The sequence below is a fragment of the Mesorhizobium sp. M0119 genome (assembly GCF_040322615.1).
Classification (GTDB): domain Bacteria; phylum Pseudomonadota; class Alphaproteobacteria; order Rhizobiales; family Rhizobiaceae; genus Mesorhizobium.
On sequence record NZ_JAMYTU010000008.1, the window covers coordinates 142,267 to 157,395 of the forward strand.

A 15,129-nucleotide genomic window follows, 5' to 3' on the forward strand; every position below is an offset into this window, starting at 1 on the left:
CGTCCTGGAAAAGGATGGCGCCGGCGATCTGTTGCCCCTGCTTGCAAGGCGCGGATTCCATGCAGCGTACAGACGTGGCCATTATCGGCGCCGGACAGGCGGGTCTAGCCATGAGCCGATGCCTGTCCGAGCGCGGCGTCGACCACGTCGTGCTGGAGCGCGGCCGGATCGCGGAGCGCTGGCGCAGCGAACGGTGGGACTCGCTCCGCCTGCTGACGCCCAACTGGATGACGCGCCTGCCCGGCGGCGGCTATCGCGGCGCCGATCCCAACGGCTTCATGACAATGGCTGAGACCGTCGGGTTCCTGGAGGATTACGCGTGCTCGATCACCGCGCCGGTGGAGGACGGTGTGGAGGTGCTTTCGGTCGAAACGATCGACGGAGGCTTCCGGCTGCTGACCGATCGCGGCCAATGGAGCGTGCGTGCGGTCGTGGTCGCGACCGGATACAGCGATCGGCCCCGCATTCCATCAATTGCAAAGCACATCTCCTCCCGGATCCGGCAGGTCGCGCCGCGGGACTATCGCAACCCTCGGCAGCTGGCCCAGGGCGGCGTTCTCGTGGCCGGTGCCTCCGCGACCGGCATACAACTTGCTGAGGAGATCAATCGCTCCGGCCGCCCGGTAACCCTGTCGGTCGGCAGTCATACGCGATTGCCGAGGCTTTACCACGGGCACGACATCCTGTGGTGGCTCGACCGGCTGGGAATGCTTGCCAAGCCTGTCGCCGAAGTTACGGATCTCGCGGCGGCACGGCGGCAACCCTCGCTGCAGCTCATAGGCACGCCCGAGCACAGGTCTCTCGATCTCGCCGGCCTTCGTGAGCAAGGCGTTCGTCTTGTCGGTCGAGCGGTTGCCGCCTGCGATACGCGCATTCGGTTCAGTGGCGATCTCGCCGACACGACCGCGGCGGCGGAACGCAGGCTGAGGCGCGTGCTGGCCAACATAGATCGCGCGGCCGCCGGCAAGGCCCGCTACTCGACCGACCCCGGATACATTCCGAGCCTGTTCCTGAGCGCCGAACCGACCGAAATCGACCTCATCGACCAAGGTATCGAGACCGTCATCTGGGCCACCGGATATCGCCGGGAATACCCGTGGCTGAAGCTGGATGTGTTCGATGCCCGGGGCGAAATCCTGAACGATGGCGGCGTCTGCGCATATCCGGGACTCTACGTGCTCGGTCTCAATTTCATGCGCCATCGAAGCTCCAGCTTCCTCGACGGCGTCGGCCGCGATGCCGAGGCGCTGGCGGCTCACGTGGCAATGTTTCTCGACGCCTCCCGCCGAGCCGCGGCCTGACCGCAGAATACAACGCTGGCGCGGCAAAAATCGCCGTTGCCTTCAACGATGACGCTCACGGCCGACCACGACAAGAGGCTCCACTGGCGCCGTGGTCGGCGCCGGCAACCATGGAGAAATCAAGATGAGTGCAATGGTGAACCCATCCCTGTCCCTCACCACGACGCGAGGTTTGAGTTGGGCTGGCGGAACAATGTTGGCCGCAGTCTGGCGTTTCATTCGCATCCAGCAGGACCGTCGACAGCTTTATGAGTTGCCGGACTACATCTTGCGCGACGTCGGCATCACCCGCTTTGAGATCAACTCGATCACTTGGTTTGCTGGGCGTGATACCAGCACGCGTTCAGGCGGCACTGGTGCAGTTTCTGCCGAAGGCCAGCCTCGACTTCCACGCATTGATCCATGAGTCGATGTCAGCAAGAGAATATGCCCGATTGGCTTTTCGGTCTTGGTATTGCGCGACGAATTTGCTTCAGTTCCGACGCGGCTCATCGCCCGGGAACTCCAGGGCGCAATTGGTACGATTGTTCCTGGCGCGGGACACATGGGGCCGCTGACCCACGCAGATCTGGTGGCGGATCGTTTGGTCCGGCAGATTTTGTCCTATGACACCGCGGGATCGCGAGCTGCATGAGCGCAACTTGCCTGTCCCACAGGCAGCACGACCCTTCGAAGCAGATCCGTGGGTGCGGAGAATTCACACCGTAGCTTCTATGCGATCGCGTATCATATTTCCGGCCGGCTCCTCCGTGTCGAAGAAATCGTCCCGCATCTGCATTTCTGTGTAGAGCTTGGCGGCTTCCGCGAGAGTGGCATCCGCGCCAGCGATTTTGCCACGCCGCATCGCAAGCCCGAGAGCTCGCAAGGAGCGGGCAAGCTCCGGCCGCAATTCAACCCGCCTGGCAAGATTGCAGGCCTGTTCGAGCAAGCCAATGGCCGATCTGGAAGGTTTCAGCTCGGCAAGGCCGCGCAGTACGACGATCTCGCTCCACGGATCGCCGCGTCCCCGTGCAAGCTCGAGCGCATGGCCGAGATTGGCCGCGGCTTCCGGCTCACAGAGGCGCGCACGCACGCATGCGAGCACTGCGCGCGCATGACATTCGAACTGGGCAAGATCGAGCCGCTCAGACTCGGTCACCGCCATTTCCAAGGTGGCGCCCGCGTCGTGGTTGCGGCCGCGCAGGAATTCCGCATGCCCGAGCACCGTCAACAGCCATGGTCGGAGTAGGACAGATCCGCTGGTCGCGGCTTCGGAGGACCACAATTGCAGCGTCCCCATAAGCGCCGGCTCGGGCCCGCGCAGGACGCCCACCACACCGGTGAAATAGGCGGCCGCGCAGCTGTCGATCGGGCGCGCCACTTCGGCGGCGACCTTCTGCAGTTCGGCAAGCGAACGCTCCGCATCGTCAAACCGGCCAAGGCGCGCTTCCGCTTGCGCACGGTGCCCCAGGTACCATACCGCACGCGCACCGAGCTGTCCGAAACGCTCCAGACGCCAAGCTTTGGTGAACCTCTCCTCATGCGGAACAAGCCGCTCCAGCACCTGCCGGGCCTCGCTGCGGATCAGAAGCGCCTGTGAGGCGGCCAGATCCGACTCGCTTATGCAGCGCTGCACGCCGTTTGCCGTGGCGCCGCGCTTGAGTGTATCGGCCGGTTCCAGCGCCTCCTCGTAGCGGCCGTGGGAGCTGTTAAGATAGCTCAAGTGGAGCAACACGTCGGAAATGAGTTGCGGATCGCCCAGTTCCATGGCCAGTTCGCGCGCTTCCAACAGCTGCGGCAGCGCCTTCCGGTAGGCCCCGAGGGCGCCGTAGGCGGGTCGCATCCGCACCCGCAGGTTGATCGCCTGGGCGAGTGTTTTCGGATTTCGGGGCAGCGCGGCGACCGCCTTGCGGGCGCTTTCCAGGAACTGGACCGCGGCGGAATAGGCCGAACGTTCCTCCGCCCGACCCGCCGCTTGCAGCAGATAATCCGCGGCAGATTCCCATGCCTCGGCACGAAGCGCGTGTTCGGCCAGTTGCTCGATGTGGTGGTTCAGCGATCCGGCATAGAGTCTTTCCATCGCAACCAATGCAGCCCGATGCAGCCTTTTTCGGTCCTCCGCCAACAGGGATTCGTAGGTCACCTTCAGCGTCAGCGCGTGCTTGAAGGTATGTTCCACGTGAGGATAGCTCTGGACCTCGAACAGGAATTCTAGACTCTGCAGTTTGGCCAGGCATGCCTCCAACTCCGCCTCCGAGAGCGGCGAGAGCGCCCTCAGCAGCGGAAACGGAACATTCTTGCCGATAACCGAAGCCAGTTGGAGTACTTGCCTTTCCGAGTCACCCAGTTGCTGGATGCGTGCGGCGATGAGCGATTGAACCGTCGACGGGACGGTGATGGATTCCACCGGTCTCGTGAGCTCGTAGCGGCCCGACTGGCCGGCAAGGACGCCGTCCGCCACCAGTCCGCGCACCATTTCTTCCAGAAATAGCGGTGTGCCCTCGGCCCGCTCGGCAAGCGATTTCCGCAATTCCCCCAGGCTGGGATCGGATCCTAGCAATTCGGTGAGGAACTGCTCCATTTCATCTCGCGCGAACCGCTCGAGCCTTATCTGCTGGAAATAGCCGCGGCGGTTCCATTCGTGCCGGTACTGCAGCCTGTAGGTGGCGAGCAGCATGATGCGGTTGGCGCCCATGACTTCGACCAGCCTGTTCACTACCGCCTCGCTCTCGGCATCGATCCAGTGCAGATCCTCGATAAGCACGGCGACGGGCGCGGCTCGGCTCAAGGCAACGAGAAAAGCGCTCATCGCTTCGGATACCCGTGAGGTCCGCTCCCGCGCATCGAGATGTCGCCAGGAAGAATCGTCGATCGGCAGGTCCGCGAGGAAGGAGAGCGGCGCGGTATGACGGGGATCCAGATCCAGTTCAGCCTGTTTGAGCGCAAACAGGCGCTGGGCCTCCGCCAGGCCGTCTTCGCCGCGAATGCCACAAGCCGAGAGCAACAGCTTCTTTACAGCGCCGAGAGTAACGGACGAATCAAACTCCAGACCGCCGCATTCAAGCACAGTAAAACCGGCCACCTCGTCGAGAGAGAGAAATTCATGGGCAAGCCTCGACTTGCCCATGCCGGGGTCGGCGACGATCCCGACGACCTGGCCGTGGCCCTCCCTGACCCTGCGCCAGGTTGAAAGAAGGATTTTGAGCTCGAGCTCGCGTGCCACCAGTCCGGTGAGGCCGCGGTTGGCCCTCAAGTGCCAGCGCGACAGAGCGTGATTTTCGCCCAACAGCTCGTAAACACGTTCGTCGCGGCCAAGTTGTGGATGCTCCGAATGCGCCAAGCGGTGCATCTGCACATAGCCCCCGGCTGCTGCGCGCGCCCGGCCTGTCGCGGCGATCGTCGCACGGTGCAAGGCACGCATCAGCCGGTTGGCTGCACGCGGCGCGGCTCCGGCCAGTTCAACCTTGCTGGCTTGGGTCGTCCATTGCTGCCGTACGATCACCTCGCCGGTGTCTATTCCGACCCTCAACTGGATCCCGCCCTGGGAAAGCTCCTCCACCGCCAGCTTGGCCGCAAGCGCGGCGCGGCATGCAAGATAAGCGTGATCCTCCGTGGCGCGAGCGAGGCCGAATGCTGCGGTGATTGTCCCGTCAGCAGCCGACGTGACGACGCCGCCATGACTCTCCACGACTTCTATCACCCGATCCTCGACGGGCTGGAATTCGCGGATCGCCACTTCCGGATCCTCCGTTTCGAGGAGATGCATGGGACTGACCACTTCCGTGGCTAGTACGGTTATGTACTGCCGGGAGCGGTTGATTCCCAAGGACGCCGGAGGGCCGGCCAATTGCTGCGTCTGTTCAGGGTCGGCAAGGAAACGACGCGTTTCCTCCACGAAGGTCGCGAATGCCGGTTCATGGCCAAGCAGCACGTGGTTGGCGCTGTCGAGCGCGACGAAACGCGCGCCGGGAATTTTCCCAGCCATCGCCTGGCCATGGTCGAACGGAATGACTGCGTCCCCCGTGGCATGCATCACCAGGGTCGGAACACGGACCCGTGGTAACAGCTCGTCCACGTCGATGACGGCGCCTTCCTCGAAAATGCGATGGGCAATCTCCGGCGAGACGGTATTGCGTTGCAGCTCGTTGTACCAATTCCTCTGTTCCGGCGTTGCTTCAGGAATGAAGAGGGAGGTGAACATCTGCCGGAACACCGGGTCGTCTTGGCCCCACCCTTCCTGTATCAGCGATCCCATCGCTTCGCGGCGCGCTATTTCGCGCTGATTGCCCCGTTTGCGCCAGCCTTTGGTAAATCCGCCATACAGCACCATCCCGGCCACGCGCTCGGGATGCCGGACGGCATAGGCTATCGAAACGGCGCACCCTTGGGAAATGCCAAGCAGGGAAACGCGGCGCAGACCGGCCGCGTCGATGATGCTCTCCAGGTCGGCGACCATGGCCTCGAAGGATAGGTCGGCGGGATACCGATCCGATAGGCCGTTCCCGCGCTGGTCGTAGCGTATCAGCTGGTAGTGCGCGGAGAGGCCCTCGATCCAATGCTTCCATACCGGACTGTCCCATTCGAGCTCGAGATGGGACATCCAGTGGGCGGCCCTTACCAAAGGGGGGCCTTGACCACTCAAGGAATAGGCGAGGCGCGCGCCGTCGGGCGTTGTGCACCGCCGGATCTCCTGCGCAAGGACCCGCTCCGGCGCAGGGGGGAGCTGTATCTCCGCCCCCGGCCAAACCTGGGTCGGAGTGACGCTCTCACCGGCGGGAGCGACCTCCGTGTCCGTTATCGAGGCGCGGCTCTGGACCATGGCGGATTGCCGTGCTGCCTCGCTCAGCCGACGGATGTCTGCTCGAAGAGCCTCGTCTCCGGGCTCCAGCCCGTGCAGGACATGGGCGTACGGAAGCGCCCGCGCCGGCTCATCCGCCAGCCGGTCGACGAGCACCCGAAGGATGCGCAGATGCGTCACGTGCAGTTCGTCGGCGGTCGCAATGCGCCAGGCTTCGAATTCCGGACAGCGCGGCAGTGAGAGGTCATCCAGGAAACGTCCGCGAAACGCTCCGGCGAGGGCCTCCAGCTTTTCCCGTTCGAGAGCCTCTATGTCGCGAGTGCCAAGGCCGCGGAGCGGCGCGATGTCCAGCACGATTTCGCTGTTGTTCAGGCGAACTGCGTTGCGGTCGGCTTGCAGGACCTCGCCGTCCCCGAGGTCCACGACCTGTCGGATCTTCGAGAGACTCCAGCGCAGGGCGCCGCGAGGATCGTCCGGTACCTCCCAAAACATTTCGCAAAGGCGCTCGCGCCGTTGCAGGCGCTCTACGAGCGCAAGATAGGCCAGCAGCGCCCGCGTCTTTTTCGAAGGCGGCAAGGAAACGACCTCGCCATGGCGAAGGACCGTCAGATCTCCGAGAACGCGAATTTCGAGCGACACTTTGTTGACCCTAGTGCGCCTGCTAATTTAGCGATTGATTGTATCAAGTCCGTGCCGCTGCCGAAAGCGTTCGTTTCCGGAAGCGCGAGGTTTCGGTCTGCGGGAAGGCTGACACGGACAAGTGCGGATGAAAGCTGAGCCGGAACGGGATCGCGCCCGTTCCGCTCGCTTGATGGTGGCGACGGCACTGTGAAAAGCCTAGAGGCGAGATCTCACGCTGCCGCGCGCACCCATCGGGGCAGTAGGCTCTCGGGATTTGCGCATGCGCCGGGCGTGTAGTTTGCGCCGACGAACTCGAGCCGGGCGGCGAGCGTGCCTTCCCGCCAGGCCGCAAGCGTATCCATGCAGCCACCGATATGCTCGCCGCCGACAAAGACCTGCGGAATTGTAGGCGAACCGATCCGGGCCCTCAGGGCCTTCCGGATTTCCCCGTCCAGGCCGTTCTTCTGGAATTCCGGAGTATCGATTTCGATGGACCTGTAGGCGATTCCGGCACGGTCGAAAAGCTTTCTTACCGTCCAGCAGAATTCCCACCATGTCAGAGCGAACATGACCACCGGACGCTCCGGATCATTGATCGCCTTGTCGACCATCGCATGCGCCGACTGGTCGATTTGGATTTCGTTTACAGGTGCCGATGAAAGGGCGAAGGACGGCGGCCGGTCGAAGCGGTAGCCGGGTGTGGAGTGAGAGATCGCCTCTTCGGCGGGCGACATTTCCTCGCTGATGTGATCGAACAGGATCGTGCTGAGATACCGCTCACCCGTATCAGGCAACATACAGAGCACGTTTCGGTCCGCGCCGACGCGTCGAGCAATTTCCAGTGCCCCGCTCAAGGTTGCTCCGCCGGAGATGCCCGCCAGTATTCCTTCTTCCGTCGCAAGCCGGCGCGCGGCTTCCAGAGCGCTGGCGCCTGAAACGGGTAGGATCTCGTCCACAAGATCGTCAGCCATCGCGTTGCCGACGATCTGCGGAATGAAATCAGGGCTCCACCCCTGCATCGGGTGTGGCCGGAACCGAGTATGCGCCCGAGTCGGCAGCCCCTGTTCGTCGAAAGTTTGAGGAATGCCACTCGACAGCAGCGCCGAATTGTCGGGCTCGCAGACTATGATCCGCGTTTCCGGCCGCTCGCGCTTGAGCACTCGCGCCACACCGGCAAGTGTTCCGCCGGTCCCGGTGCCGGTGACCCAGTAGTCGAGTGGACGGTCCTGGAATGCCGCGATGATTTCGAGCGCTGTCGTGCGGGCATGAATATCGGCGTTGACGGGCGTCTCGAATTGCCGGCAGAGGAACCAGCCGTGCGCTCCGGCCAGTTGGACCGCCTTGGCGAGCATGCCGCTGCCGCGCTCGACGGCAGGGGTCAACACGACCTTGGCCCCGAAAAAGCGCATCAGCTTGCGGCGTTCGAGGCTGGCGTTTTCCGGCATGACGATGACCAGAGGGTAGCCTTTCCTCGCGCAAACCATGGCAAGTCCTATGCCTGTGTTGCCGCTCGTCGCCTCGATCACCGTCTGGCCAGGCCGAAGTGCACCGGAGCTCTCCGCTTCTTCAATGATCGCGGCGGCAAGACGGTCCTTGACCGAGCCGCCAGGATTGAACGCCTCGAGCTTGGCATAGAGCGAAGCGGCGCCGTTGTTGATACGGGAAAGGCGAACGACCGGCGTATCACCGATGGTGTCGAGAATGCTGTCGTAGATACTGCTCATCTCAGCTGGTCCTTGTTTGGTGACGACGGTGCTCCGCCGGTCCGTTCGATCTCTGAGGTTGGCAGGAAGGCCGTGGTTTGCAGCGTTCGAACCAACGTGGAATAAATGGATTTCGACGTTTGAATCAGCGGCTCATCGCTGGGTCCGGAAGGCGGCCGCATGGAACCTGCGCTCTCGCGCCGGATGATGCCGCCAATATGCCCAGAACCACGAGATTGGCCGCGCCTGCGACAAATGCCACTAGGAAAGCGGGCCCATAGCTGCCGAAGCTGTCATAGACAAAGCCGCCGAAATATCCGGCCACGCCCATACCCACCCAGGCGATCAGCATGACGATGCCGAGTGACTGGCCAAAGCGTTCGGCTGGCGCAAATTGGCGCACGCAAAGGATCAGGCATGTCATGTTTCCGGCAAAGCCGAAGCCAAAAACCGCCGACAGCGCCAGCAGACTCAGCTGCTGGTCCAGCGCGGGGAAAATCGCAACGCATGCCGTCTGAATAAACGACGCCAGGGCGTAGGCAGAAATGTTGCCTGCCCGGTCGGCGAGGAGCCCGAATGCGATCCGCCCGATGGCGCCGAACAGCATGGCGATCAGCAGGCTGAGCGATCCGACATTCGAAGATCCGCACACGGCCGTGACGAAGCTCGTGAGGTGCATCAGCGGGACGCCCATGCAGGCGCAGCAGAGGAAGGCTGCGGCAGATACCAGCGTCAGCGGGGAAAGATGGCCACGTTGGAAGCCTGGCTTCGCTGAAAAATGCGCCGGTGCGGCAAGGATCCGATTGACGGGCGGCGCCTGAACCGCCGGCATGAAGATCGCCAGCGCAGCCATCGTCGCCACAGCCATGATCGCGTATGCGAGGCGCCAGCCTACGCCGTCGATCAAGGTATTTGCGGCGTAGGGCATTATGCCCTGGCCTAGGGCTCCGCCTGCTGTGACGATCCCTATCACCAGGCCGCGGCGGCGGTCGAACCAGAGTCCGGTCACGGCAAGTACCGGCGCGTAGAGACAGGCAAAGCCTAGCCCGCCCAAAGCGAAGTTGGCCGCATAGATCTGCCAGAGCGAAGTGGTGAAGGAAAGCGCGGCGAGCGCGATCGCCATGCCTGCCGAGCCGATGAATAGCAGGCTTTTGATATTCAGGCGGTCCGACAGCCGGCCCCAGAACAGCCCGCCCAAGGCCATGCCGACGCTTGATAGCGTGTAGGCAAGGCTGATGTCGGCTCGCGACCAGCCAAACTCCGCCTCAAGCGGTCTGATGAAGACGGATGTGAGCGCCAGGCTGCCAAATCCGAACGCCATGGCGGTCGTGGCGCCGGCCGCAGCCAACAGGCCGCGCAGCCGTGTTGCACTATCCCAAACCTCCCTGCCTGCCGTCGGTGATATTTGATGATTCGACATGTTCTCGCCCTCGAAGGACCTCTTCGAAGCTGTCATCGGCCAGCGGTGTGGAAGCAGGTGTGTGCATCAGCGTGGAAAGCTTCACCGCGGAGCCGTGGAAACGGCCTCGCCTAGACCTGCAGCCTCGTCTCGGTGAGCGGCGGATTGGTGAGATCTTTGATCATCGCCGCGCCATCACGACGGACTGGTTGGCGCCGAGCATGATCTCGGGAAGCGCCAGCGGCAGTTGAACGCGACGGAAGACAGGGTCTGTCTATGGCAAGTCGGCGACTATCCATCGGAGGCCTTGCCTCAGCTAACCTCCCGCGCGGGGTCGGCTGCCAGCGTCAGGGAATTTGCGACGTGCTCGAGGTGCTCCTCGTCCAGGATGCTGGTCGCGACGCGGACGGCGTTCGTTTTTCCCGTCGAAAACTTCGCCCCGGCATGAACCGCGATGCCGTGTGCGGCCAACGTGACCATCGCGTAAGGTTCCGAAGCAACCGGAATGAGGACGCTGAGACCGTGTCCGGCGTCGATCGCGACATTGCGTTTCGCCAGTTCGTCGGCGAGCCGCTCGCGGCGGCGGCGATACACCTCCTTCGCCTGCTCAACGAGGGCAGCCGTGGCCGGGTCTTGCAGCAGCCAGGCGGTGGCCGCCTGCAGGATACGGCTGGTCCATCCCGAGCTGAAGCTGCGATAGGACTGGATCTGCTCGACGATCGTCGCCGATCCGGACAGCACGGCGAGCCGCAGGTCCGGGCCATGGGTCTTGGAATAGGACAGGATATGGATGACGCGATCGGGAAAACGCCGGCCAAGCGAAATGCGCGGCGCCGAAGCAATGTCGCCAACGCCGTCATCTTCGACAATCAGCACGTCGGTGCCGGCGAGCAGGTCGCCAATGACCTCCAGCCGCGCCGATGACATGCAGGCGCCGGTAACCGAATGGACGCGCGGCTGGAACAGGAACGCGACGGGCCGCTGCCGCAGAGCGTTGGCAAGTGCATCCGGCAAGGGACCGTCACTGTCGCAGTCCACCGGAATGATCGGCACGTCGAGATCCTCGAGGATGTCGAGCAGGCGAAGCGCCGTTGGGTTCTCGATAGCGACCGGCGCTCCCGGCGGGACCAGCGCATGCAGCAAGGTGTAGATGGCGTTGTAGCCGCCATTGGTGGCCAGGAACGCGCCGGGATCGTACGGCCATGACGGGCGCACCGCGGCCTCCAGCTCAGGCAGGATGCGCACCCGCTCGTAGCTGTTGAGCTTTTCGGCACGCGCACCATGCGCCAGCGCGATGTCGAGCGGCGGCAAGAGCATCACATCGGGCTCCGCGATCGCCAGGTTCAGAATGTCCGCACCGTAATTGCCGCCGCTCATGTGGCGCTCGGGCCGGGCGGCAAAGCGGTTGCCCATGATCCAGGTGCCGTTGCGCCCACGGCCGCCGATGATCTTGTAGCGCCGAAGCTCGCTCCACGCCTGCGAGACCGTCGCCGGGCTGACGCCGAGCACATAGGCCAGATCGCGCACCGGCGGAAGTTTTACGCCGACAGGCAGCGCGCCGCTTCTGATCAGCGCACTGGTCTCGCGCGCGATGCCGCGCGTCGTGCGGTCGCCAAGGCGTTCAGCGAACCATCCTGCATCGAAATCCATCGAATCGACAACTGTCAGTTTGAATGTTCAGTAACATAATAACATTTGATCGGCAAAAAATAAACATTTACCAATCGCCGGTCAAACGTAGCTTTGAAGTTCATGCCGATGCCCGTCTCCATCACTATAGCCACCCGCGATTGGGACTATCTCACCCCTTTGATGCTGGGTGACGTCACGTCGAGCCGCCTGTCGGTGAAGGTTGACCGCGTCGCTACGCTGATCGCGGATCTCGGCACCGATCCGAACTACGATGCGGCGGAGGTCTCATTCAGCCGTTATGTGTCGGCCATGGCTTCGGGCCGGGATACTGTGGTTGGACTACCGTGCTTCATCATGCGCGGCTTTCGCCATCGCTGCATCATAACGGTCGAGACCAGCCCGCTGGAGCGGCTCGCCGACCTTGCCGGCAAACGCATCGGCGTGACCGGCTGGCGCGATTCCGGCAACACATGGACGCGCGCGGCGCTTCGTCGGGAAGGTGTCGGCGTCGAGGACGCCTACTGGTTTGCCGGCAGGCTGACATCCGAGCACCCGGTCGCCGACCGCCTCGACGGATTCGGCAGGCCGGGTCGTATCGAAGCGGCACCGGGCGAACGCCCGATGATGGAACTGCTGGCGCAAGGCGAGCTCGACGCCGTTTTCACGCCCTTCATGCCGGACGGCTTTTTCGGCCCGACTTCCGGCTTCCGGCAAGTGCTGCGCGATTTTCGCGCGGCCGAACGCGCCTATTTCGCCGACGTCGGTTATGTCCCGGGCATGCATCTGGTCGCCGTCAAGGCCGCAATGGCCAGGGAGCACCCCTGGCTGCCGCAGGAACTCGCCAGGCTGATCGACGAAAGCCAGCGCGTCTGGACGGCAAAGCGCCGAAAATATGCCGATACCTCGCCCTGGGTCCTCGAGGAGCTGCTTCATGCGGGGCGCGACCTGCCTGCCTCCTGGAACGCCACCGGCCTGCCCGCCAACCGGCGCATGATCGAGGATTTCGTCACTGAGCTACATGCCCAGGGCATTCTGACGGAGCCGATTTCCGCCGAAGCCTTGTTTCCTTTTGAGGCCAGGTCGCGGGCCACTGCAGCCTGACAACGCACAATCAAGAACAGGAGAATGCCATGAGGACAATCAGCTTCATATTCGCCTCGCTCGTCACAATGCTGGCGCAGTCCAGCTTCGCCCAGGACGTCCAAAAGCAATCGGTGAACGAAGACTTGCGCGCCCGGCTGCCGGAAGAGATCCGCACGGCGGGAAAGATCACAGCCGTCAACAACGGCTCGTTCCCGCCCTATGAGATCGTCACCGGCACCGAACTGTCCGGGGCGACCAAGGACATTTCGGACGCTATCGGCCAGCTGCTCGGCGTCGAAGTCGATCATGCCTCGGTCGCCGGCCTGCCGGCGTTGCTGAGTGGCATCAATGCCGGCCGTTATCAGTTCGCGATGGGGCCTGTCGGCGACTATCCCGACCGCCAGAAATCCAACGACTTCATTGATTGGGTGCGCGAATACGTCGTCTTCGCCGTCGAGAAGGGCAATCCGCAAGACATTACCTCACTCGACACCGCTTGCGGCAAGCGCATCGCCGTCATGTCGGGCGGGTCGGCCGAAAAGGTCATCAAGCAGCAGGTACAGAAATGCACCGAGGGCGGCAAGCCGGCCGTCGAGGTGCAATCCTTCACCGACCAGCCGAGTTCGATACTGGCCGTCCGGTCGAAGCGCTCCGACGCATTCTTCTCCTCGCAGGCGCCGCTGACCTATTTCGTCGAGCAGGCGAAGGGCCAGCTGGAACTCGCCGGTGTCGGCCAGGCCAATGGCTTCAAGGACATCTATCAAGGCGCCGTCGTCAAGAAGGGCTCGCCGCTGGGCGGTGTACTGCTCGACGCGTTCAAGATCCTGATGAAGAACGGCACCTATGCCGCGGTGATGAAGAAGTGGGGCCTCGAGAAGAACATGATCGATGCACCCGGCATCAACCAGGGCCAGTAGAGGCTGCCATGACCGACGCGACCGCTGCCTACGCGGCCGGGCTGCCGCGACGTCCCGACGACGCGCTGCGCGACGTCAAACGAGCCCACCGGCCGTTTCCGCTCGTCCGGCTGGCGCTCTGGGCATTCACCATCGCCGTGGCGGCCGGCTTCGCCTATATCGTTGCGGTCAACCCGAATTTCGGCTGGCCGGTGGTCGCCCAGTATTTCTTCGATCCGACGGTCATGCAGGGGCTTTCCGTAACGCTCGGCCTGACGGTCGTGGCGATGATCCTGGGCATCGTGCTCGGCCTGCTGCTCGCCATCGCGCGCATGTCGAAGGACAGGCTGGCATCCTTCCTCTCCGGCCTGTTCATCTGGTTCTTCCGGGGAACGCCGCTGCTGGTCCAACTGATCCTGTGGTACAACCTTTCGACGCTGTTTCCGCGCATTTCCATCGGCTTCGCCAGTTGGAACACCAACGACCTGATCACGCCTTTGACGGCCGCGGTTCTTGGTCTGGCGCTGAACGAGGCCGCCTACATGGCCGAGATCATCCGTGGCGGATTGTTGTCGGTGGACAAGGGGCAGGCCGAAACGGCTGAAGCCTTCGGCATGACCCGCTCCCGGGCCTTGCGGCGCATCATCATCCCGCAGGCGATGCGGTCGATCGTCCCGCCGACCGGCAATCAGCTGATCAGCATGATCAAGGCGACGTCGCTGGTCAGCGTCATCGCCATGGCCGACCTGCTCTACTCGGTGCAGTCGATCTACAACCGCACCTTCGAAATCATTCCGCTGCTGATGGTTGCAGTGCTCTGGTATCTGCTGATCACCTCGGTTCTCAACGTCGCGCAGGGCGCGATCGAACGCCACTACAGCCGCGGCGACCGCGGCGCTCGCGATAAGACGGCGACCGCCACCCTGGAGGCTGCCAATGAGCGCGCATGACACGCCCCTGGTCCGGGCGCGCAACGTTCACAAGGCCTTCGGCCCGCTCGAGGTGCTGAAAGGCATTGACCTGGACGTCGCGCCTGGCGAGGTGGTGGTCATTCTCGGGCCGTCCGGCTCCGGCAAATCAACCTTCCTGCGATGCATCAATCATCTGGAGGCGATCGACCAAGGGTCGATCGAGGTGGACGGCGAGCAGATCGGTTACCGGTTGCACGACGGCCGCCTCGACAAGCTTTCCGATCGCGCGACCGCCGCGCAGCGGCGCAAGATCGGCATGGTGTTCCAGCAGTTCAATCTCTATCCGCACATGACGACCCTTCAGAACGTCATCGAGGCTCCGGTCGGCGTTCACCGGGAGAACCGCAAGGAGGCGATCGGCTACGCCCGCGAACTGCTGACCCGTGTCGGTCTCGCCGACAAGATCGACGCCTATCCGCGCCAGCTTTCGGGCGGCCAGCAGCAGCGCGTCGCCATCGCCCGTGCGCTCGCCATCCGCCCGAAATTGATGCTCTTCGACGAGCCGACGTCGGCGCTCGATCCGGAGCTGGTCGGCGAGGTGCTCGCCACCATGCGCGATCTCGCCAGGCAGGGCTTGACCATGATCGTGGTCACGCATGAGATCGGCTTCGCCCGCGAAGCGGCGGATCGGGTGGTGTTCATGGACGACGGGAATGTGATCGAGGCCGGGCCTCCGGACGAGGTTCTCGCCAAACCCAGGCACCCGCGCACGCGGGCTTTTTTGAGCCGTTTCATCTAACAGCAAA

At 63.4% G+C, this 15,129-nt stretch carries 10 protein-coding genes; 6 read left to right on the forward strand and 4 right to left on the reverse strand.

Annotated features, from left to right (window positions below; translation table 11 throughout):
* The first annotated feature begins 14 nt into the window (after positions 1–14).
* A complete protein-coding gene (locus tag NKJ40_RS10790; RefSeq protein WP_352466082.1) occupies positions 15–1,301 on the forward strand; it encodes an NAD(P)-binding domain-containing protein in 1,287 nt (428 codons plus the stop codon).
* A 124-nt stretch (positions 1,302–1,425) separates the two neighbouring features.
* Entirely contained in the window at positions 1,426–1,707 is a 282-nt protein-coding gene (locus NKJ40_RS10795) for a DUF1127 domain-containing protein (RefSeq protein ID WP_352466083.1), read from the forward strand.
* Between the two features lie 291 nt (positions 1,708–1,998).
* Here the strand turns inward: NKJ40_RS10795 and NKJ40_RS10800 are convergent, their stop codons facing one another.
* From NKJ40_RS10800 to NKJ40_RS10815, 4 genes are all read right to left on the reverse strand, one after another.
* On the reverse strand, positions 1,999–6,717 hold the full coding sequence (locus tag NKJ40_RS10800) for an alpha/beta fold hydrolase (RefSeq protein WP_352466084.1): 4,719 nt from the start codon (positions 6,715–6,717) through the stop codon (positions 1,999–2,001).
* Between the two features lie 212 nt (positions 6,718–6,929).
* Complete coding sequence (cysK, locus tag NKJ40_RS10805; RefSeq protein ID WP_352466085.1) at positions 6,930–8,423, reverse strand: cysteine synthase A; 1,494 nt, start codon at positions 8,421–8,423, stop codon at positions 6,930–6,932.
* 124 nt (positions 8,424–8,547) lie between these two features.
* Positions 8,548–9,858, reverse strand: coding sequence for an MFS transporter (locus NKJ40_RS10810; protein WP_352466086.1), 1,311 nt, complete (start codon positions 9,856–9,858; stop codon positions 8,548–8,550).
* A 255-nt stretch (positions 9,859–10,113) separates the two neighbouring features.
* Positions 10,114–11,451, reverse strand: a complete 1,338-nt coding sequence (locus NKJ40_RS10815; RefSeq protein WP_352466087.1) for an aminotransferase-like domain-containing protein — start codon at positions 11,449–11,451, stop codon at positions 10,114–10,116.
* Between the two features lie 108 nt (positions 11,452–11,559).
* On the opposite strand from NKJ40_RS10815, the gene NKJ40_RS10820 reads away from it, so the two are divergent.
* The 4 genes from NKJ40_RS10820 (at position 11,560) to NKJ40_RS10835 (ending at position 15,122) form a co-directional block, all read left to right on the forward strand.
* Positions 11,560–12,534, forward strand: a complete 975-nt coding sequence (locus NKJ40_RS10820) for a substrate-binding domain-containing protein (protein WP_352466142.1) — start codon at positions 11,560–11,562, stop codon at positions 12,532–12,534.
* A 68-nt stretch (positions 12,535–12,602) separates the two neighbouring features.
* Positions 12,603–13,433, forward strand: a complete 831-nt coding sequence (locus tag NKJ40_RS10825; RefSeq protein ID WP_502903702.1) for an ABC transporter substrate-binding protein — start codon at positions 12,603–12,605, stop codon at positions 13,431–13,433.
* Positions 13,434–13,441: 8 nt separating this feature from the next.
* On the forward strand, positions 13,442–14,362 hold the full coding sequence (locus NKJ40_RS10830; RefSeq protein ID WP_352466089.1) for an amino acid ABC transporter permease: 921 nt from the start codon (positions 13,442–13,444) through the stop codon (positions 14,360–14,362).
* Entirely contained in the window at positions 14,349–15,122 is a 774-nt protein-coding gene (locus tag NKJ40_RS10835) for an amino acid ABC transporter ATP-binding protein (RefSeq protein WP_352466090.1), read from the forward strand. The genes NKJ40_RS10830 and NKJ40_RS10835 overlap by 14 nt, the downstream gene beginning before the upstream one ends.
* Positions 15,123–15,129: the final 7 nt, after the last annotated feature.

Bases quoted from the DNA above. Each gene is read 5' to 3' on its own strand.
- NKJ40_RS10790 (WP_352466082.1), top strand. From the start codon at position 15: ATGGCGCCGGCGATCTGTTGCCCCTGCTTGCAAGGCGCGGATTCCATG.
- NKJ40_RS10795 (WP_352466083.1), top strand. From the start codon at position 1,426: ATGAGTGCAATGGTGAACCCATCCCTGTCCCTCACCACGACGCGAGGT.
- cysK (WP_352466085.1), bottom strand. From the start codon at position 8,423: ATGAGCAGTATCTACGACAGCATTCTCGACACCATCGGTGATACGCCG.
- NKJ40_RS10810 (WP_352466086.1), bottom strand. From the start codon at position 9,858: ATGACAGCTTCGAAGAGGTCCTTCGAGGGCGAGAACATGTCGAATCAT.
- NKJ40_RS10815 (WP_352466087.1), bottom strand. From the start codon at position 11,451: ATGGATTTCGATGCAGGATGGTTCGCTGAACGCCTTGGCGACCGCACG.
- NKJ40_RS10820 (WP_352466142.1), top strand. From the start codon at position 11,560: ATGCCCGTCTCCATCACTATAGCCACCCGCGATTGGGACTATCTCACC.
- NKJ40_RS10825 (WP_502903702.1), top strand. From the start codon at position 12,603: ATGCTGGCGCAGTCCAGCTTCGCCCAGGACGTCCAAAAGCAATCGGTG.
- NKJ40_RS10830 (WP_352466089.1), top strand. From the start codon at position 13,442: ATGACCGACGCGACCGCTGCCTACGCGGCCGGGCTGCCGCGACGTCCC.
- NKJ40_RS10835 (WP_352466090.1), top strand. From the start codon at position 14,349: ATGAGCGCGCATGACACGCCCCTGGTCCGGGCGCGCAACGTTCACAAG.